The sequence below is a fragment of the Variovorax sp. efr-133-TYG-130 genome, assembly GCF_030208835.1.
Lineage (GTDB): Bacteria > Pseudomonadota > Gammaproteobacteria > Burkholderiales > Burkholderiaceae_C > Variovorax.
On sequence record NZ_JARVTD010000003.1, the window covers coordinates 751,726 to 769,554 of the forward strand.

Sequence of the window (17,829 nt, forward strand, 5' to 3'; positions counted from 1 at the left end):
AGAATCCTTGGCTCATTGAAGTCGAGAATTATCCGATGCCCCTGCTGCTGCCCTCTTCGCTCTACGGCCTGGCCCGCCCTTTCCTGTTCGGCTTCGACCCCGAGCACGCCCATGAACTGACCCTCGACGGACTCGCGCGCACCCAGAACACGCCCCTGGCCTGCGCCTATTCGGCACCGCGTGTCAGCGATCCCATCCAGCTTGCGGGGTTGAGCTTTCCGAACCGCGTGGGCCTGGCCGCCGGGCTCGACAAGAACGCGCGCTGCATCGATGCCTTCGCGGCCATGGGCTTCGGATTCGTCGAAGTGGGCACGGTCACGCCAAAGGGCCAGCCGGGCAACCCCAAGCCCCGCATGTTCCGCCTGCCGCAGCGCGACGCGCTGATCAACCGGCTGGGCTTCAACAACGAAGGTCTCGAGGCCTTCCTGGCGAACGTGCAGAAGGCGCGTTTCCGCAAGGCGGGTGGCGCGGCCAGGCCGCCGATGCTGCTGGGCCTGAACATCGGCAAGAACGCCGCCACGCCGATCGAGCGCGCGGTGGACGACTACCTCGCCTGCCTCGACGGCGTGTACCCGCATGCCGACTACGTGACGATCAACATCTCCAGCCCCAATACCGCGAACCTGCGCTCGCTGCAGAGCGACGAGGCGCTCGACGCCCTGCTCGGCGCCGTGGCCGAGCGGCGCGAGACGCTGGCCACGCGCCATGCCAAGCGCGCGCCGCTGTTCGTGAAGATCGCTCCGGACCTCGACAAAACCCAGGTCGCGGTCATTGCCGCCACCCTGAAGCGCCACGGCATGGACGGCGTGATCGCCACCAACACCACGCTGGCACGCGACGCGGTGAAGGGCCTGCCGCATGCGGAGGAAGCGGGCGGACTTTCAGGCGCACCGGTGCGGGAAGCCAGCAACGGCGTGATCGCGCAACTGCGCGCGGCGCTGGGCGCCGGTTTTCCGATCATCGGGGTGGGCGGCATCCTGAGCGGGGCCGATGCCAAGGCCAAGATTGCCGCCGGCGCCGACGTGGTGCAGATCTACACCGGGTTGATCTATCGCGGCCCCGGACTGGTCCGCGAAGCCGCCCAGGCGCTGCTGCGGGATCGCAGCAAGGCCTGAGTCTTTTTCGGCTCTCTTCAGCGCATGCGCCAGAGCACTGGCGCAATGAACGCTGCCCAGCGCAGCAGACGCCGCGGCCGGATCACCACCACGGCCGCAGCAGCGACGACACCGGCGGCCACAGGGTGCGCCCGCGCGATGCGCAATGCAGCAGCGGCAGCGGACTCGTCAGGCGGAGGCGCCTGCTCCGCTTTGGCCGCGTCGTCGTGCGCGAACTGCGGCTCGCGTCCGCCCTGCAGCGTTGCGATACGCTGGCGCTGGCGGTCCATGCGCGCCAGCAGTTCCTCGCGCGTGGCCGGCCTCGAGGGACGGGGTTCGTCGTCGGGCTGGTCCGGGTCCTTGCCGAGGCCGAAACGGTCCTGCACCCACGCCCAGTCGCGCTCGAACTCCTGGCGCGCCGGCGCGAAGCCGTTGGACGCATTGCGCAAGGTCTGCAGCAGGCCGATGGCGGCCACCAGCCACAGCACGATCCACACGCCCGCCACCGACCACGCGGCCGTGATGCGGTACGGCGTCTCCCAGAAATGAACCACCACCGCCACGGACACCAGCGCCACGGTGACGGTGGTCAGCCCCAGCACGGCCAGCCCGAACACGAGCATCAGCTTCAGGCGCTGCTTCTCGTCATCCCAGGCCATGCGCAGCAGTTGCACCCGGTCTTCGGCCGCCAGGGCGCCTTCGGCGGCGGCGATGCGCAGCCGGCGGACGCGGGCGTCCAGGCCGAACAGGGAAAGCAGCCTCATGGGCTACCTCCTGTCATGCCCGGGTGAACGGTGCTGCGGTGCGACTGCCGGTCAGCGGCGGCCAAGCAGCAGACCCACCAGCACGCCGACGGCCAGTGCGGCACCGGCGATCTGCCATGGTTCGTCGTGAGCGTATGCGTTGGCGGAGGTGGCTGCCTCGCGGGCCTTCTTGGCGGCGAGCTTGCTTTTCTCGGATGCGAGCTCGCGCGCAATGGCGAGCTTGGTGTCGATGCGCTGGCGCAGCGCCTTGATGTGGGGAACCGAATCCAGGTCCTTGCTCGCCAGCACGCCGCGCACGTCGCTCGCGATGTCTTCGGCTGCTGCTTCAAGATTTTGGGATGCACTCATTGGAATCTTTCCTCCGTGATGACACCGGCACCGCGCCGGCGGCTTCACGCCAGCAAATGGCGTACTGTCATGTTACAGGCACAAAAGACCCTCATGCGCGACAGATGTGCGTACATGTGCCCTTCGATCCTCACTCAGCCTTCCGTACCCGCCAGCAGGCAGGCGACGTGCGCCCCGATCGCCAGGCTGCTCGTGAGCCCCGGCGACTCGATGCCGAACAGATTGACCAGCCCCGCCACGCCGTGCGACGCCGGTCCGTCGATCACGAAGTCCGCGGCCGGCTCGCCGGGCCCCGAGATCTTGGGCCGCATGCCTGCGTAGCCTGGAATCAGCGCGCCGTCGGGCAACGCAGGCCAGTACTTGCGCACCTCGGCATAGAAGCCGTCGCCGCGCGCGGGGTCCACCACGAGGTCGTCGGCCGAGGAGACCCACTGCACGTCGGGGCCGAACTTGGCCTGGCCGCCAAGGTCGATCGTCAGGTGCACGCCCAGGCCGCCCGGCTCGGGAACCGGATAGATGAGCCGCCCGAAAGGCGCCCGCCCCGGCAGAGTGAAGTAGTTGCCCTTGGCGAAATGCTCGCGTGGCACCGCCGTAGCCGGCAGCCCCTCGAAGCGGCGGGCCAGCGCCGGAGCGCCCAGCCCGGCGGCGTTGACCACCGTTCGGCAACGCAACGCCGTGCCGTCCTGCGCGATCAGCACGATGCCATCGGCACCGCATTCGGCGCGCATGACAGGCGATTTCAGCGCGAGCATGCCGCCCTCGTTCTCCAGGTCGCCGAGCAGGCTCAGCATCAGCGCATGGCTATCGACGATGCCGGTGCTCGGCGAATGCAGCGCCGCAACGCATTGCAGCTGCGGTTCCATGGCCTTGGACTGCTGTTCGGTGAGCAGTTGCAGGTCGTCGACACCGTTGGCCGCCGCCTTGGCCCGGATCGCATCGAGCTGCCCCGCCTGCTCGGGCGACGTAGCAACGATCAGCTTGCCGCAGCGCCGATGCGGCACGCCGCGCGCCTCGGCGTAGGCGTAGAGCAGTTGCTTGCCTTCCACGCAAAGCCGCGCCTTCAGTGAGCCCTTCGGGTAATAGATGCCCGCATGGATCACCTCGCTGTTGCGCGAACTGGTGCCGGTGCCAATGGCGCCTTCGGATTCGAGCACCAAAACCTCCCGGCCTTCGAGCGCCAAAGCGCGCGCCACGGCCAAGCCCACCACTCCACCGCCAATGACGGCGCAATCGATTTCTTCCATCGTGCGAGCTTATCGCGGCCCGCACGGCAGACGCGCAGACTCAATTCACTGAGGTGGGGGTACCGGGTCCGTGGGTTCGTCCGGCGGCGTGCTCGGGCCCTCGTCGGGCTCCACGGGCAGGTCCGGCGTGACGGGGGTCGGAAGATCTGGATGAGTGGCCATGGTCTTGCTCCTTTTCCGACATTTCCATGCCGGCGCCGGCAAAGACGCGCCATCATGCGGCTGCACTTGCCGTCGGCGCCAACCGACAGCAACGCTCGTCACTTCAGGCAGGTCGTGCGAATGGCAGATCCGCGCGGGAGCCACGGGGTCGGCGCAGTGCGGCGAGCAGAAGCCCTATTTCGCATGCGACAGCTGCGACGATCTGTTCGGCGCGAAGCGGTAAAAAACGAACTGGCGCGCAAAACAAAAAAGCGACCTGGAAATCCAGGTCGCTTTTTGATGATGGTGGGCGGTGGAGGCTTCGAACCTCCGACCCCAGCAGTGTGAATGCTGTGCTCTACCCCTGAGCTAACCGCCCAAAGCAGCGCATTGTTTGCGTTGCTTCGAATTACGTATCGCGTTCAGCGAAGCCTCAGATTATGCCACAGCTTTTTCTTCGTTTTGACGAAACAGCGTGCGACCACCAGAAGATTTGTCGAGCTGGGCCAACACGCCCTCGTGCGCGGCGAGCTCATGCTCCGCTGCCAGGATCACCGGCAACTCGAACTGGCTCAGGTCCATGGCCACGACCTTGGTGCCGACCTCGGGCTCGTTGGAGGCCACGTCGATGAGCAGCGCATCCTGTCCGCGCGTGAGGTTGATGTAGACGTCGGCCAGCAGCTGCGCGTCGAGCTTGGCGCCGTGGAAGGTGCGGTTCGAACGGTCGACACCGAAGCGGTCGCACAGCGCATCGAGCGAGTTGCGCTTGCCCGGATACACCTGCTTGGCCATGGCCAGCGTGTCGGTCACTTCCGCGACGAAGGTGCGCAGCGGAGGAAAGCCGGCGCGCTCGAACTCCTTGTTGAGGAAGCCGACGTCGAAGGCCGCGTTGTGAATGATCAATTCGGCATCGCGCAGGTACTCGACGATGTCGTTGGCCAGCGTGGCGAACTTCGGCTTGTCGCGAAGGAAATCGGTCGTCAGGCCGTGGACCTTCAACGCGTCTTCGTGGCTCTCGCGCTCCGGGTTGAAATAGATGTGCAGGTCGTTGCCGGTGAGCTTGCGGTTGAACAGCTCCACGCAGCCGAGCTCGATGATGCGGTCACCGTTCTCTGCAGAGAGCCCGGTGGTTTCGGTATCGAGGACGATCAAGCGACTCATCAGTGGTTTTCCTTGGCGTGGTTGATCGAGTACTTCGGAATCTCGATGGTCACATTTTCCTGCGCCAGGATCGATTGGCAACTCAGCCGCGATTGCGGCTCCAGGCCCCAGGCGCGGTCGAGCAGGTCTTCCTCGCCCTCTTCCGCTTCGTTCAGCGAGTTGAAGCCCCCGCGCACGATGACGTGGCAGGTGGTGCAGGCGCAGCTCATCTCGCAGGCGTGCTCGATATTGATGTCGTTGTCGAGCAGCGCTTCGCAGATCGAGGTGCCGGCTGGCGCGGTGATTTCGGCGCCTTGCGGGCAGTACTCGGGATGCGGATAGATCTTGATCGTGGGCATGTTTTTGTTCTAGAGAGATTCGACCTTGCGGCCGGCAAGTGCGCGCGCAATGCCCGCGTTCATGCGCTGTGCGGCAAAGGCTTCGGTGTCGTCGGCCAACTTCTTTGTGGCGGCCTCGATGGCGGCGGCGTCGTTGCTGCTCCTGGCGGCTTCGCGCAATTGCAGCATCGAAGCATCGATGACCGCGCGCTCCTCGCCGTTCAGCAGGTCGCCATCGGCATCGAGCGCGCTCTGCGTGGCAAGCAGCATGCGGTCGGCATCGACGCGTGCCTCGACCAGCGCACGGGCCTGCATGTCCTGCTGCGCGGTGGAGAAGCTTTCCTGCAGCATCGTCGCGATCTGGTCGTCCGACAGGCCGTAAGACGGCTTGACCGCCACGCTGGCCTCGACGCCGCTACCCTGCTCTTTTGCGCTCACGCTCAGCAGGCCGTCGGCATCGACGGTGAAGGTCACGCGGATGCGCGCGGCGCCAGCGGCCATCGGCGGAATGCCGCGCAGCGTGAAGCGCGCGAGGCTGCGGCAGTCGGAGACGAGGTCGCGCTCGCCCTGCACCACGTGCAGCGCCAGTGCGGTCTGGCCGTCCTGGTAGGTGGTGAAGTCCTGCGCCATCGCGGTGGGAATGGTCTGGTTGCGCGGCACGATGCGCTCGACCAGGCCGCCCATGGTTTCGATGCCGAGCGACAGCGGGATCACGTCGAGCAGCAGCAGTTCGCCCGCGCCGTTGTTGCCGGCCAGCTGGTTCGCCTGGATGGCGGCACCGAGGGCCACGACTTCGTCGGGGTTCAGGTTGACCAGCGGTTCGCGGCCGAAGAAATCGGCGACGGCGCGGCGCACCTGCGGCATGCGGGTCGAGCCGCCGACGAGCACGATGCCCTGCAGCGCTTCAGGCTTGAGTTTCGCGTCGCGCAGAGCCTTGCGGACGGCGGCGATGGTGCGGTCGGTGAGTGGCTGCGTGGCGGCGTAGAACTGCTCGCGGGCCAGGTCGAAGGAGATGGCCTTGCCTGCGACATCGGCCTTGAAGATGGTCGACGGCGAATCGGTCAGTGCCTCTTTCGCTGCCCGAGCGGCCACGAGCAATGCGGCCTTGTCGGCGTCGCTGACGGCTTGCAGGCCGGTCTGCGCGAGCACGAAATCGGCGAGTGCATGGTCGTAGTCGTCGCCGCCGAGGGCCGAGTCGCCACCCGTGGCAATCACTTCGAACACGCCCTGCGTGAGCCGCAGGATCGAGATGTCGAAGGTGCCGCCGCCCAGGTCGTAGACCGCGTAGACGCCTTCGCTCGCGTTGTCGAGCCCGTAGGCGATGGCTGCGGCCGTGGGTTCGCTGATCAGGCGCAGCACGTTCAGGCCGGCGAGTTGCGCGGCATCCTTGGTCGCCTGGCGCTGGCCTTCGTCGAAGTACGCGGGCACGGTGATGACGGCGCCATACAGTTCGTCGTCGTCGAAGGTGTCCTGTGCACGGTAGCGCAGCGTGGCCAGGATCTCGGCGCTGATCTCGACCGGCGACTTCTCGCCCGCCAGCGTCTGCACCTTCACCATGCCGCCGTCGCCGCTGCCGATGCGGTACGACATCGCATCGCGGTTCGCGATGTCGGCCAGGCCGCGGCCCATGAGCCGCTTCACGGAAGTGATGGTGTTGGCGGGGTCCTGCGCGCGCGCGGCCACGGCATCGAAGCCGATCTGGCGGCGGTCGCCTTCGAGGTAGCGCACGGCCGAGGGCAGCAGCACGCGTCCCTGGTCGTCGGGCAAGCATTCGGCCACGCCGTTGCGCACCGAGGCCACCAGCGAATGCGTCGTGCCCAGGTCGATGCCCACGGCGATGCGGCGCTGATGCGGATCGGGCGCCTGGCCGGGTTCGGAAATCTGAAGAAGAGCCATCAGGCCTCCCGCCGGGCCGCCCCAAGGGAGGCCTGCGCCCCCATGGAGGGCAGCGAATACACGAAGTGATGAGCGTGGGGGTTCATGTCTTCTATTGTCCCAACTGATCGAACTTGGCTTCGACGTCCTGTCCGAAGCGCTCAATGAACATGAGGGCTCTCACCTGCTGCGCGGCGGCGGGGTAGTCGCCCTTCTCGTCGATCAGCCAGTCGAGCGACGACAGCGCGCGTGCGCGGCCGGCCTCGACCTCCGCCTGGAGCTTCTCGAGCGAAGCGATACTTTCGACATCGTCGAGCGCCTCGCGCCACTCCATCTGCTGCATGAGGAACTCCGCCGGCATTGCCGTGTTGTTCTCCGCATTCAGCGGTGCGCCGTGCATCTCGCAGATGTAGCTGGCGCGGCGGATCGGGTCCTTCAAGCGCTGGTAGGCCTCGTTGATGCGCACCGACCACTGCATGGCCACGCGCTGCGCCGCAGCGCCCTGCGCGGCAAAGCGGTCCGGGTGGGCTTCGCGCTGCAGCTCTTTCCAGCGCGCGTCGAGCACGGCGCGGTCCTGCGCGAAAGTCGCCGGGACGGCGAACAGTTGAAAGTCGGTGTCGTTCAGGTTCATGGCAAGAAAAAACCGCCAGCACATGACATGGTGGCGGCTATGGTCGCAGTCAGCGACGGCGCATCAGATGCGAAAACTTTCCCCACAACCGCAGCGGTCGCGTTCGTTGGGGTTGATGAACTTGAAGCCCTCGTTCAGGCCTTCGCGCACGAAGTCGAGTTGCGTGCCGTCGATGTAGGCCAGGCTCTTCGGGTCGACCAGCACCTTCACGCCGTGGTCTTCGAACACCACGTCTTCAGGCGCCAGTTCGTCCACGTACTCGAGCTTGTAGGCCAGGCCGGAGCAACCCGTGGTCTTCACGCCCAGCCGCACACCCACGCCCTTGCCCCGTTTGCCGAGGTAGCGGGTGACGTGTCGCGCAGCGGCTTCGGTCAGCGTGACGGCCATGTCAGTGGACAGCTTCGGCAGCAGCGGATTCGGTCTTGACGCCGTGCTTGGCCTTGTAGTCGCTCACGGCGGCCTTGATCGCGTCTTCGGCCAGGATGGAGCAGTGGATCTTCACGGGCGGCAGGGCCAGTTCTTCGGCAATCTGCGCGTTCTTGAGCGCAGCCGCTTCGTCGAGCGTCTTGCCCTTGACCCATTCGGTCACGAGCGACGACGACGCGATGGCCGAGCCGCAGCCATAGGTCTTGAAGCGGGCGTCTTCGATCACGCCGGTTTCTGGATTGACCTTGATCTGCAGCTTCATCACGTCGCCGCAGGCCGGTGCGCCGACCATGCCGGTGCCTACCGAGTCGTCGCCCTTTTCGAAGGAGCCGACGTTGCGGGGATTTTCATAGTGGTCGATGACCTTGGAAGAATATGCCATGGTGTACCTCTCAAACTTTGTTCAATCGTGGAGCCTGGTGCGGGCCTGCGTCAGTGGGCCGACCACTGGATCGTGCTGATGTCGACGCCGTCCTGGAACATCTCCCACAGGGGGCTCAGCTCGCGCAGCTTGGCGACGTTGTGCTTGATGGTCGAGATGGCGTAGTCGATTTCTTCTTCGGTCGTGAAACGGCCAATGGTCATGCGAAGGCTGCTGTGGGCCAGTTCGTCGCTGCGGCCCAGGGCGCGCAGCACGTAGCTGGGCTCGAGGCTGGCCGAGGTGCAGGCCGAGCCCGACGACACCGCCAGGCCCTTGATGCCCATGATCAGCGACTCGCCTTCGACGTAGTTGAAGCTCATGTTCAGGTTGTGCGGCACGCGGTGTTCGAGGTCGCCGTTGATGAACACCTGTTCCACGTCTTTCAGCCCGTCGAGCAGACGCTTCTGCAGGCGGCGTGCGTGTTCGATGTCCTTGTGCATCTCGAGCTTGGCGATGCGATAGGCCTCGCCCATGCCGACGATCTGGTGCGTGGGCAGCGTGCCCGAACGCATGCCGCGCTCATGGCCACCACCGTGCATCTGCGCTTCGAGGCGGATGCGCGGCTTGCGGCGCACGTACAGCGCGCCGATGCCCTTCGGGCCGTAGGTCTTGTGCGAAGCCAGGCTCATCAGGTCGATGGGCAGCTTCGTGATGTCGATGTCGATCTTGCCGGTGGCCTGGGCCGAGTCGACGTGGAAGATCACGCCTTTTTCGCGGCAGGCATTGCCCAGCGCGACCACGTCCTGGATCACACCGATTTCGTTGTTCACGAAGAGCACGCTGGCCAGGATGGTGTCGGGGCGAATGGCCGCCTTAAACTTCTCGAGGTCGACGAGGCCGTTTTCTTCGACGTCGAGGTAGGTCACCTCGAAGCCTTGGCGTTCCAGCTCGCGCATGGTGTCGAGCACGGCCTTGTGCTCGGTCTTCAGCGTGATCAGGTGCTTGCCCTTGCCCTTGTAGAACTGGGCAGCGCCCTTGAGCGCGAGGTTGATCGATTCGGTGGCACCCGATGTCCAGACAATTTCGCGCGGATCGGCATTGATCAGCTCGGCCACCTGGCCGCGCGCCTTCTCGACGGCCTCTTCCGCTTCCCAGCCCCAGGCGTGGCTGCGCGATGCCGGGTTGCCGAAGTGCTCGCGCAACCAGGGAATCATGGCGTCGACCACGCGCGGGTCGACCGGCGTGGTGGCGCCGTAATCGAGATAGATCGGGAAATGAGGAGTTACGTCCATGGCTGGCTCGTGCTGGCGTGGGGGTTGTTTTTAGATCTGGGCTGCTGCTCGTGCCGGCGCCCGAAGGCGCCGCCGGAAATCAGAAGTCTCGAAAGCGGTCTCAGGACTTCGCGAAGGCGTTGCCGAGAGCGAACACCGAGTTCGGCGCATTCACGCGAATCGGCTTGACCACCGGCTGGGCCGAGATGGCGCGCTTGACGACGGGCTTGTTCTCGATCTGCACGCCCTTGGCGATCTGGTCGTCAACCAGCTTCTGCAAGGTGACGGAGTCGAGAAACTCGACCATGCGCTGGTTCAGCGAGGCCCAGAGCTCGTGCGTCATGCAGCGGCCGGCTTCGCCCAGGCAGTTTTCCTTGCCGCCGCACTGGGTGGCGTCGATGGGTTCATCGACGGAAACAATGATGTCGGCGACCGTGATATCGGCAGCCTTGCGACCGAGGCTGTAACCGCCACCAGGGCCGCGGGTCGATTCGACCAGTTCATGACGGCGCAGCTTGCCGAACAGCTGTTCGAGGTAGGACAGCGAAATCTGCTGCCGTTGGCTGATTGCGGCCAGCGTGACCGGACCGGTGTTCTGACGCAACGCCAGATCGATCATTGCCGTGACCGCAAAACGGCCTTTGGTAGTGAGACGCATCGCAAGCTCCTTCAAGTGCTTACCGTTGAAATGACACCGTGGCCCTGGGCTGCGGTGACCTCGTCTCCGCCCTGCCCGACCCCTGGCGCTGGTGAACCAGCCGGTAGGAGTCGGTCCTTCATCGCGAAGTTCTTTTCTTGTTGTTGAGTATTTCGCTCAAGTATAACAGAAGCCCCCGAACTCTGCTCGGGTAAACCCCAGCGCCGTCCGCTTGAAGAACGCGAACGTTTGAACTATCGCGGCTAGAGCGCGATGTTGTCCCCGCCGGCAGCCCCGAAAGCCTGCTCGCGCAGCAGCGCCAACTGGTCGCGCACGCGAGCCGCCTTCTCGAATTCGAGGTTCCGGGCGTGCTCCAGCATCTGCTTTTCCAGCCGCTTGATTTCCCGGGCGATGTCCTTTTCGCTCATGTCCTCGACCTTGGCGCGTTCCAGGTCGAGCTTGGCCATTTCCTTGCCCGTTTTCTCGCTGTAGACCCCGTCGATCAGGTCGCGCACCTGCTTGACGATGCTTCGCGGCGTGATGCCGTTCGCCTCGTTGTGCGCAATCTGCCGGGCGCGGCGGCGCTCGGTCTCGTCGATGGCCTTCTTCATCGAGTCGGTCATGCGGTCGGCGTAAAGAATGGCCTTGCCGTTCAGGTTGCGCGCCGCCCGGCCGATGGTCTGGATCAGCGAGCGCTCGGCGCGCAGGAAGCCTTCCTTGTCGGCATCGAGGATCGCCACCAGCGAAACCTCCGGAATATCCAGCCCCTCGCGCAGCAGGTTGATGCCCACCAGCACGTCGAAGGTGCCCAGGCGCAGGTCGCGCAATATTTCCACCCGCTCGACCGTGTCGACGTCGCTGTGCAGGTAGCGCACCTTCACGCCGTTGTCGCCCAGGTAGTCGGTCAGCTGCTCGGCCATGCGCTTGGTCAGCGTGGTGATGAGCACGCGTTCGTTCTTGTCCACGCGCACGCGGATCTCGCCCAGAACGTCGTCCACCTGGTGGGTGGCGGGCCGAACCTCGACTTCGGGGTCGATCAGGCCGGTGGGCCGCACCAGCTGTTCGACCACGTTGCCGGCATGGTCCTTCTCGTACTGCGCCGGCGTGGCCGACACGAAGATGCACTGGCGCATGCGCGTCTCGAACTCCTCGAGCTTCAGCGGCCGGTTGTCCAGCGCACTCGGCAGGCGGAAGCCGTACTCGACCAGTGTGGTCTTGCGCGCCCGGTCGCCGTTGTACATGCCGCCGAGCTGGCCGATCATCTGGTGGCTCTCGTCGAGGAACATGAGCGCGTCCTTCGGCAGGTAGTCGGTCAGCGTGGCCGGCGGGTCGCCGGGCGCGGCGCCCGACAGGTGGCGCGTGTAGTTCTCGATGCCCTTGCAGTGGCCGATTTCGGCCAGCATCTCGAGGTCGAAGCGGGTGCGCTGCTCCAGCCGCTGCGCCTCGACCAGCTTGCCCGCGCTCACCAGCTCCTTGAGCCGCTCGCTCAGCTCGATCTTGATGGTCTCGACCGCCGCCATGACCTTGTCGCGGGGCGTCACATAGTGGCTGGACGGGTACACCGTGAAGCGCGGCACCTTCTGCCGGACGCGCCCGGTCAGCGGATCGAACAGCTGCAGCGACTCGATTTCGTCGTCGAACAGTTCGAAACGGATCGCCAGTTCGCTGTGCTCCGCCGGGAACACGTCGATGGTGTCGCCGCGCACGCGGAAGGTGCCGCGAGCGAAATCCTGCTCGTTGCGCAGGTACTGCATGCGGATCAGCCGGGAAATCAGGTCACGCTGCCCGACCTTGTCGCCGACGCGGGCAATCAGCCGCATCTCCATGTAGTCCTCGGGCGTGCCGATGCCGTAGATGGCGCTCACCGTGGCCACGATGACCGTGTCGCGCCGCTCCAGCACGCTCTTGGTGGCCGACAGCCGCATCTGCTCGATGTGCTCGTTGATCGAGGAATCCTTCTCGATGAACAGGTCGCGCTGAGGCACATAGGCCTCCGGCTGGTAGTAGTCGTAGTAGCTCACGAAGTACTCGACGGCGTTCTTCGGGAAGAACTCGCGGAACTCGCTGTAGAGCTGCGCCGCCAGCGTCTTGTTGGGCGCGAACACGATGGCCGGGCGGCCCAGCCGCGCAATCACGTTGGCCATGGTGAAGGTCTTGCCCGAGCCGGTCACGCCCAGCAGGGTCTGGAACACTTCGCCGTCGATCACGCCTTCGACAAGCCCTTCGATGGCCTTGGGCTGGTCGCCCGCGGGCGGATAGGGCTGGAAGAGCTCGAACGGGGAGTCCGGGTACCTGATGAATTCACCCTGTTTCGCGGGCCCGATCGGGTCCACTTTCTTCAGGTCTGCTATGGCTTCGTTGTTGTCTGGCATGGCTGTTCCCGACAGGTGGCGCTCGCGCCGGTAAAATTCAAGGCAACCGGAAAGCATAAAGCCTAGTCCGGTTGCAGCGAAGCTTTCATCCCAAAGGACCTTTCCATGTCTATGTTCACCGCGGTCGAAATGGCACCGCGCGACCCGATCCTCGGCCTCAACGAGCAATTTGCAGCCGACACCAACCCCAACAAGGTCAACCTCGGCGTCGGCGTCTATTACGACGACAACGGCAAGCTGCCCCTGCTCCAGTGCGTGCAGGCCGCAGAACAGAACATGATGAAAGCGCCCACCGCGCGCGGCTACCTGCCCATCGACGGCATCGCGGCGTACGACAACGCCGTCAAGGCGCTGGTCTTCGGCGCCGACAGCGAGCCCGTCACCTCGGGCCGCGTGGCCACCATCCAGGCCATCGGCGGCACCGGCGGCCTGAAGGTCGGCGCAGACTTCCTCAAGAAGTTCAGCCCCTCCGCCAAGGTGCTGATCAGCGACCCGAGCTGGGAAAACCACCGCGCACTGTTCACCAACGCCGGCTTCGAAGTCGAAAGCTACCCCTACTACGACGCGGCCAAGCGCGGCGTCAACTTCGAAGGCATGCTGGCCGCCCTGAACGCGGCCCCGGCCGGCACCATCGTCGTGCTGCACGCCTGCTGCCACAACCCCACCGGCTACGACATCACCGCCGCCCAGTGGGACCAGGTCGTCGCCGCCGTCAAGGCCAAGGGCCTGGTGCCCTTCCTCGACATGGCGTACCAGGGCTTCGGCTACGGCCTGAAGGAAGACGGCGCGGCCGTCGCCAAGTTCGTCGAAGCCGGCCTGACCTTCTTCGTCTCGACCTCGTTCTCCAAGAGCTTCAGCCTGTACGGCGAGCGCGTCGGCGCACTGTCTGTGCTGTGCGAAAACAAGGAAGAAGCCGGCCGCGTGCTGTCGCAGCTCAAGATCGCCATCCGCACCAACTACAGCAACCCGCCCACGCACGGCGGCGCCGTGGTGGCAGCGGTGCTCGGCAACCCCGAGCTGCGCGCCCTGTGGGAAAAGGAACTGGGCGAGATGCGCGTGCGCATCAAGGCCATGCGCCAGAAGCTGGTCGACGGCCTCAAGGCCGCGGGCGTGAAGGAAGACATGAGCTTCATCACCACGCAGATCGGCATGTTCAGCTACTCGGGCCTGACCAAGGACCAGATGGTGCGCCTGCGCAATGAGTTCGGCGTGTACGGCACCGACACCGGCCGCATGTGCGTGGCCGCGCTCAACAGCAAGAACATCGACTACGTCTGCGCGTCGATCGCCAAAGTCATCTAAGTGACAGCAAAGTGTGAGGGAATGCGCTGCAGCGACGATTCCTTCACACTTCTTGGCCAAAGGACCCTCGCGGCGGGGTCGGTGTAGGGGTTAGGCCCCCTGCAACGCAGCGAATGCGCTGATATATTGCACCGCAACATTCCACTCAAAGATCAGCGATGCTCTATCAACTCTACGAAGCCCAGCGTTCCTTGATGGAGCCTTTCTCGGACTTCGCCCAGGCAGCCTCCAAGCTCTACGGCCCGGGAGCCGTGTGGGGCCAGCTGCCCATGGCCCAGCGCATGGCCGCGGGCTACGACCTGCTCTACCGCCTGGGCAAGGACTACGAGAAGCCCGAGTTCAACATCAAGTCGGTGAAGGTCGATGGCGCGGACGTCGTCATCCAGGAAGCCATTGCGCTCGACAAGCCCTTCTGCGAGCTGCGCCGCTTCAAGCGCTTCACCGACGAGCCGCACATCCTCAAGACGCTCAAGAGCCAGCCCGTGGTGCTGGTCGTCGCGCCCCTGTCGGGCCACTATGCGACCCTGCTGCGCGACACCGTGCGCACCATGCTGCAGGACCACAAGGTCTACATCACCGACTGGAAGAACGCGCGCCTCGTGCCGATGTCGGAAGGCGAGTTCCACCTCGACGACTACATCAACTACGTGCAGGAGTTCATCCGCCTGCTGCAGGCCGAGTACGGCAACTGCCACGTGGTGAGCGTGTGCCAGCCCACCGTGCCCGTGCTCGCTGCCGTGTCGCTCATGGCCAGCCGCGGCGAGCCGCTGCCGCTCACCATGACGATGATGGGCGGCCCCATCGACGCGCGCAAGTCGCCCACGGCGGTCAACAACCTCGCGATGAACAAGAGCTTCGAGTGGTTCGAGAACAACGTGATCTACCGCGTGCCGCAGGGCTTCCCCGGTGAAGGCCGCCGCGTGTACCCCGGCTTCCTGCAGCACACGGGCTTCGTGGCCATGAACCCCGACCGCCACGCCAGCAGCCACTACGACTACTTCAAGGACCTCATCAAGGGCGACGATGCCAGCGCCGAGGCCCACCGCAAGTTCTACGACGAGTACAACGCCGTGCTCGACATGGACGCCGATTACTACCTCGAGACCATCCGCACCGTGTTCCAGGAGTTCGACCTGGTCAACGGCACCTGGGACGTCAAGTCCCCCGACGGCAAGGTGGAGCGCGTGCACCCGCAGGACATCCACGGCACGGCCCTGCTCACCGTCGAAGGCGAACTCGACGACATCTCCGGCTCGGGCCAGACCGAAGCCGCGCACAGCCTGTGCACCGGCATCGACGACGCGAAACGCGAACATTACGAAGTCAAGGGCGCCGGCCACTACGGCATCTTCAGCGGCCGCCGCTGGCGCGAACTGGTCTACCCGAAGATGCAGAAATTCATCGAGGCCAACGACCAGCCGCAGCGCCGCGCGAGCGCCCGCGACGCACTGGCCGCCGAAGACACCGTGAAGCCTGTGCGCAAAAGCCCGGCTCCCGCAGCAGTCGCGGCCAAGAAGGCCCCAGCGAAGACGGCCACGGCCGTCGCCGCCAAGAAGACAGCGCCGCGCAAGAAGCCCGGCACCAGCGCCGCGCGCTGAAGCGCGCGCCATTCCCACAGTGAACGGGCTCGCCGCACGCATCAACGACGCACTGCCCCAAACGCAGTGCACACGTTGCGGCTACCCGGATTGCGCAAGCTACGCCCAGGCCGTGGCCGACGGCGAGGCCGGCATCAACCAGTGCCCGCCCGGCGGTGCCGAAGGCATCGACCGGCTCGCACGACTCACCGGCCGAGCGCCGCTGCCGCTCGACCCCGAGTGCGGCGTTGAAGGCCCGCGCGCCATGGCCGTCATCGACGAGGCCTGGTGCATCGGCTGCACGCTCTGCCTCGATGCCTGCCCCACCGACGCGATCGTCGGCGTCAACAAGCGCATGCACACGGTGATCGAGGCCCACTGCACGGGCTGCGAGCTGTGCATTCCGGTCTGCCCCGTCGACTGCATTTCGCTCGAGGTCGAAACACTCGGCCGCACCGGCTGGCAAGCATGGTCTGCCGAGCAGGCCGCGAGCGCACGGCGCCGCTACGAAGTGCACGGCAAGCACCGCAACACCGATGCGCGCCTTGTCGAGACGGCGCCCAAGGCCGAAACTCCGCAAGACGCTGGTGCACGCAAGCGCGCCATCGTCGAAGCCGCACTGGCGCGTGCCCGCGCCGCCTCGCAACAACGCCCACCAGCCGCCAAACCATGACGCTCGACACCCTGCTCATCTACATCGTCGCTTCGCTCGCGCTGGCCCTCATCCCGGGGCCGACGATGCTGCTCGCGCTGTCCAACGGCATCGAGGGCGGCATGCGCCGCGCGAGCTGGGGGATTGCCGGTGCATCGCTGGGCAGCATCACGCTGATCGCAGTCGTCGCCCTGGGACTGGGCTCGCTGCTGGCGACCTCGGAGTGGCTCTTCAATGCGATCCGTGTCGCAGGCGTGGCCTACCTCGTGTGGCTGGGCGTCAAGCTGTGGCGCAGCGAAACCACCGACCTGCGCACCGCGCTGGCCAAGTCGCCGCTCGAAGTCCGTCCGCAGGGCCGTGTCGCGCTGCTGCGCAGCCTCATGGTGGCGCTGTCGAATCCGAAGACGGTGCTGTTCTTTGCCGCCTTCCTGCCGCAGTTCGTCGACATCGCGAAGCCGCAGGGCCCTCAATACCTGCTGCTGGGTGCCGTTTTCGTCGCTCTCGACACCTGCGTGATGCTGGCCTATGCCGGCGCCGGCACGCAGGCCGTGCGCTTTCTCTCGCAGCGCGGCCTCAAGGCAATGAACCGCGGTTGTGCGGCCGGCATGTGGCTGTTGGCCGCTACCCTTGCCGTGTGGCGCCGCCCCGGCGCTTGAAGAGCAGCAACAGCACGCCCGCTAGCACCACGCCCACCGCGTACCACTCGAAGCGCGTCACAGTCTCGCCGCCGATCCACACGCCCAGCAGCATCGCGATCACCGGATTCACGAAGGTATAGCTGGACGCCAGCGCGGCCGGGGCCTTCGCGAGCAGCACCATGTAGGCGTTGAAGGCGATCAGCGAGCCGAACACCACGAGGTAGATCCACGCGGCCACCGCCTCGGCCTGCAACGGCCAGCCCACCGTTTCACCTGACACCGCGGCCAGGCCCATCAGCACCACGCCGCCGCAGAGCATCTCGCTCGCGAAGCCCATCGCGCCGGGCGCCAGCGGCAGGCCGCGCTGGCTCAGCACACTGCCGAGCGACCAGCAGCAGCATGCGATGCACATCGCCAGCAAGCCTTCGGGCGAAGACCGGAAGCCGCTGCCCTGCGTCAGCATCAGCACGCCGACGAGCCCGAGCGCAATGCCCGCGGCCTCCAGCCGCGACGGCCTCGCGCCCCAGATCAGGTTGAGCAGCGCGATGAGCAGCGGAATCACCGCGATGAACGCAACGACCAGCCCAGAGCCGATCGACACCTCGGCACTGGCCGTACCGCCCATGCCGCCGCCCAGCATCAACGCCCCCACGACAAACGCATTGCGCCATTGCACCGGCGACGGCCATGGCGCCCCGCGCCAGCGCATCCACACGATGAGCAGCACGCCCGCGCACAGGAAGCGCGAGCCCATCTGCAGGAACGGCGGAAAGCTCACGAGCGCGTACTTGATCGCGAGGTAGGTCGAGCCCCAGACCACCCAGGTGGCGGCGAGGCACAGCCACAGCAGCGGCGGCAAGCCGGAGCGCCCTGCAGATGCGGGCTTGGCTGGAGAAGCGAGGGTGGACATGGCCGAGGGAAGTCTCTTGTTGGTATGTGATGGCAGCCATGGTATGAAAGCCAACCTCCGGCATCCATGCGACATTCATGGTTCTGCCCTCTTCCAACCGTTGATTTG

The 17,829-nt window shown here is 65.7% G+C and carries 19 protein-coding genes and 1 tRNA gene; 5 read left to right on the plus strand and 15 right to left on the minus strand.

The window, feature by feature from the left end; translation table 11 throughout:
* The first annotated feature begins 35 nt into the window (after positions 1-35).
* Complete coding sequence (locus QRN67_RS05635) at positions 36-1,115, plus strand: quinone-dependent dihydroorotate dehydrogenase (protein ID WP_285410996.1); 1,080 nt, start codon at positions 36-38, stop codon at positions 1,113-1,115.
* Positions 1,116-1,132: 17 nt separating this feature from the next.
* Here QRN67_RS05635 and QRN67_RS05640 read toward each other — a convergent pair whose 3' ends face one another.
* From QRN67_RS05640 to uvrB, 14 genes are all read right to left on the minus strand, one after another.
* Entirely contained in the window at positions 1,133-1,858 is a 726-nt protein-coding gene (locus QRN67_RS05640) for a phage holin family protein (protein WP_285410998.1), read from the minus strand.
* 51 nt (positions 1,859-1,909) lie between these two features.
* On the minus strand, positions 1,910-2,206 hold the full coding sequence (locus QRN67_RS05645; RefSeq protein WP_081268986.1) for a glycine zipper domain-containing protein: 297 nt from the start codon (positions 2,204-2,206) through the stop codon (positions 1,910-1,912).
* Between the two features lie 134 nt (positions 2,207-2,340).
* The gene (locus tag QRN67_RS05650; RefSeq protein WP_285411001.1) at positions 2,341-3,450 is read right to left on the minus strand and encodes an NAD(P)/FAD-dependent oxidoreductase; all 1,110 of its coding nucleotides are present in this window, start codon (positions 3,448-3,450) and stop codon (positions 2,341-2,343) included.
* Positions 3,451-3,495: 45 nt separating this feature from the next.
* On the minus strand, positions 3,496-3,612 hold the full coding sequence (locus QRN67_RS05655; RefSeq protein WP_106934218.1) for a stereocilin: 117 nt from the start codon (positions 3,610-3,612) through the stop codon (positions 3,496-3,498).
* A 283-nt stretch (positions 3,613-3,895) separates the two neighbouring features.
* Positions 3,896-3,970 (minus strand) — tRNA-Val (locus tag QRN67_RS05660).
* 59 nt (positions 3,971-4,029) lie between these two features.
* Positions 4,030-4,752: a DNA polymerase III subunit epsilon gene (gene dnaQ, locus QRN67_RS05665; protein WP_106934217.1), complete on the minus strand. Its 723-nt coding sequence runs from the start codon at positions 4,750-4,752 to the stop codon at positions 4,030-4,032.
* Positions 4,752-5,090 (minus strand): ISC system 2Fe-2S type ferredoxin, encoded by a 339-nt coding sequence (fdx, locus tag QRN67_RS05670; protein ID WP_285411004.1) that lies wholly within the window; start codon positions 5,088-5,090, stop codon positions 4,752-4,754. The genes dnaQ and fdx overlap by 1 nt, the downstream gene beginning before the upstream one ends.
* A gap of 9 nt (positions 5,091-5,099) precedes the next feature.
* Positions 5,100-6,965, minus strand: a complete 1,866-nt coding sequence (gene hscA, locus QRN67_RS05675; protein ID WP_285411006.1) for a Fe-S protein assembly chaperone HscA — start codon at positions 6,963-6,965, stop codon at positions 5,100-5,102.
* Between the two features lie 91 nt (positions 6,966-7,056).
* Positions 7,057-7,575, minus strand: coding sequence for a Fe-S protein assembly co-chaperone HscB (hscB, locus tag QRN67_RS05680; RefSeq protein WP_285411007.1), 519 nt, complete (start codon positions 7,573-7,575; stop codon positions 7,057-7,059).
* Between the two features lie 63 nt (positions 7,576-7,638).
* Positions 7,639-7,962 (minus strand): iron-sulfur cluster assembly protein IscA, encoded by a 324-nt coding sequence (gene iscA / locus QRN67_RS05685; protein WP_081268993.1) that lies wholly within the window; start codon positions 7,960-7,962, stop codon positions 7,639-7,641.
* A 1-nt stretch (position 7,963) separates the two neighbouring features.
* Positions 7,964-8,383 (minus strand): Fe-S cluster assembly scaffold IscU, encoded by a 420-nt coding sequence (iscU, locus tag QRN67_RS05690; protein ID WP_081268994.1) that lies wholly within the window; start codon positions 8,381-8,383, stop codon positions 7,964-7,966.
* A gap of 50 nt (positions 8,384-8,433) precedes the next feature.
* Positions 8,434-9,654, minus strand: coding sequence for an IscS subfamily cysteine desulfurase (locus tag QRN67_RS05695; protein WP_081268995.1), 1,221 nt, complete (start codon positions 9,652-9,654; stop codon positions 8,434-8,436).
* A 100-nt stretch (positions 9,655-9,754) separates the two neighbouring features.
* Positions 9,755-10,291 carry a Fe-S cluster assembly transcriptional regulator IscR gene (iscR, locus tag QRN67_RS05700; RefSeq protein WP_007828186.1) on the minus strand — a complete coding sequence of 179 codons (537 nt, stop codon included), beginning with the start codon at positions 10,289-10,291 and terminating at the stop codon, positions 9,755-9,757.
* A 242-nt stretch (positions 10,292-10,533) separates the two neighbouring features.
* On the minus strand, positions 10,534-12,642 hold the full coding sequence (gene uvrB / locus QRN67_RS05705; protein ID WP_106934213.1) for an excinuclease ABC subunit UvrB: 2,109 nt from the start codon (positions 12,640-12,642) through the stop codon (positions 10,534-10,536).
* 105 nt (positions 12,643-12,747) lie between these two features.
* On the opposite strand from uvrB, the gene QRN67_RS05710 reads away from it, so the two are divergent.
* From QRN67_RS05710 to QRN67_RS05725, 4 genes are all read left to right on the plus strand, one after another.
* Positions 12,748-13,944, plus strand: coding sequence for an amino acid aminotransferase (locus QRN67_RS05710; protein ID WP_285411011.1), 1,197 nt, complete (start codon positions 12,748-12,750; stop codon positions 13,942-13,944).
* Between the two features lie 158 nt (positions 13,945-14,102).
* Entirely contained in the window at positions 14,103-15,542 is a 1,440-nt protein-coding gene (locus QRN67_RS05715) for a polyhydroxyalkanoate depolymerase (RefSeq protein WP_285411013.1), read from the plus strand.
* A 19-nt stretch (positions 15,543-15,561) separates the two neighbouring features.
* Entirely contained in the window at positions 15,562-16,194 is a 633-nt protein-coding gene (locus tag QRN67_RS05720; protein ID WP_285411014.1) for an RnfABCDGE type electron transport complex subunit B, read from the plus strand.
* Complete coding sequence (locus QRN67_RS05725) at positions 16,191-16,829, plus strand: LysE family translocator (protein WP_081269000.1); 639 nt, start codon at positions 16,191-16,193, stop codon at positions 16,827-16,829. Before QRN67_RS05720 ends, QRN67_RS05725 begins: the two co-directional genes overlap by 4 nt.
* Here QRN67_RS05725 and QRN67_RS05730 read toward each other — a convergent pair.
* Positions 16,795-17,721 carry an EamA family transporter gene (locus QRN67_RS05730; protein ID WP_285411016.1) on the minus strand — a complete coding sequence of 309 codons (927 nt, stop codon included), beginning with the start codon at positions 17,719-17,721 and terminating at the stop codon, positions 16,795-16,797. The two genes, QRN67_RS05725 and QRN67_RS05730, sit on opposite strands and share 35 nt — an antisense overlap.
* Between the last annotated feature and the right edge of the window lie 108 nt (positions 17,722-17,829).

Bases quoted from the DNA above. Each gene is read 5' to 3' on its own strand.
- QRN67_RS05635 (WP_285410996.1), top strand. From the start codon at position 36: ATGCCCCTGCTGCTGCCCTCTTCGCTCTACGGCCTGGCCCGCCCTTTC.
- QRN67_RS05640 (WP_285410998.1), bottom strand. From the start codon at position 1,858: ATGAGGCTGCTTTCCCTGTTCGGCCTGGACGCCCGCGTCCGCCGGCTG.
- QRN67_RS05645 (WP_081268986.1), bottom strand. From the start codon at position 2,206: ATGAGTGCATCCCAAAATCTTGAAGCAGCAGCCGAAGACATCGCGAGC.
- QRN67_RS05650 (WP_285411001.1), bottom strand. From the start codon at position 3,450: ATGGAAGAAATCGATTGCGCCGTCATTGGCGGTGGAGTGGTGGGCTTG.
- QRN67_RS05655 (WP_106934218.1), bottom strand. From the start codon at position 3,612: ATGGCCACTCATCCAGATCTTCCGACCCCCGTCACGCCGGACCTGCCC.
- dnaQ (WP_106934217.1), bottom strand. From the start codon at position 4,752: ATGAGTCGCTTGATCGTCCTCGATACCGAAACCACCGGGCTCTCTGCA.
- fdx (WP_285411004.1), bottom strand. From the start codon at position 5,090: ATGCCCACGATCAAGATCTATCCGCATCCCGAGTACTGCCCGCAAGGC.
- hscA (WP_285411006.1), bottom strand. From the start codon at position 6,965: ATGGCTCTTCTTCAGATTTCCGAACCCGGCCAGGCGCCCGATCCGCAT.
- hscB (WP_285411007.1), bottom strand. From the start codon at position 7,575: ATGAACCTGAACGACACCGACTTTCAACTGTTCGCCGTCCCGGCGACT.
- iscA (WP_081268993.1), bottom strand. From the start codon at position 7,962: ATGGCCGTCACGCTGACCGAAGCCGCTGCGCGACACGTCACCCGCTAC.
- iscU (WP_081268994.1), bottom strand. From the start codon at position 8,383: ATGGCATATTCTTCCAAGGTCATCGACCACTATGAAAATCCCCGCAAC.
- QRN67_RS05695 (WP_081268995.1), bottom strand. From the start codon at position 9,654: ATGGACGTAACTCCTCATTTCCCGATCTATCTCGATTACGGCGCCACC.
- iscR (WP_007828186.1), bottom strand. From the start codon at position 10,291: ATGCGTCTCACTACCAAAGGCCGTTTTGCGGTCACGGCAATGATCGAT.
- uvrB (WP_106934213.1), bottom strand. From the start codon at position 12,642: ATGCCAGACAACAACGAAGCCATAGCAGACCTGAAGAAAGTGGACCCG.
- QRN67_RS05710 (WP_285411011.1), top strand. From the start codon at position 12,748: ATGTCTATGTTCACCGCGGTCGAAATGGCACCGCGCGACCCGATCCTC.
- QRN67_RS05715 (WP_285411013.1), top strand. From the start codon at position 14,103: ATGCTCTATCAACTCTACGAAGCCCAGCGTTCCTTGATGGAGCCTTTC.
- QRN67_RS05725 (WP_081269000.1), top strand. From the start codon at position 16,191: ATGACGCTCGACACCCTGCTCATCTACATCGTCGCTTCGCTCGCGCTG.
- QRN67_RS05730 (WP_285411016.1), bottom strand. From the start codon at position 17,721: ATGTCCACCCTCGCTTCTCCAGCCAAGCCCGCATCTGCAGGGCGCTCC.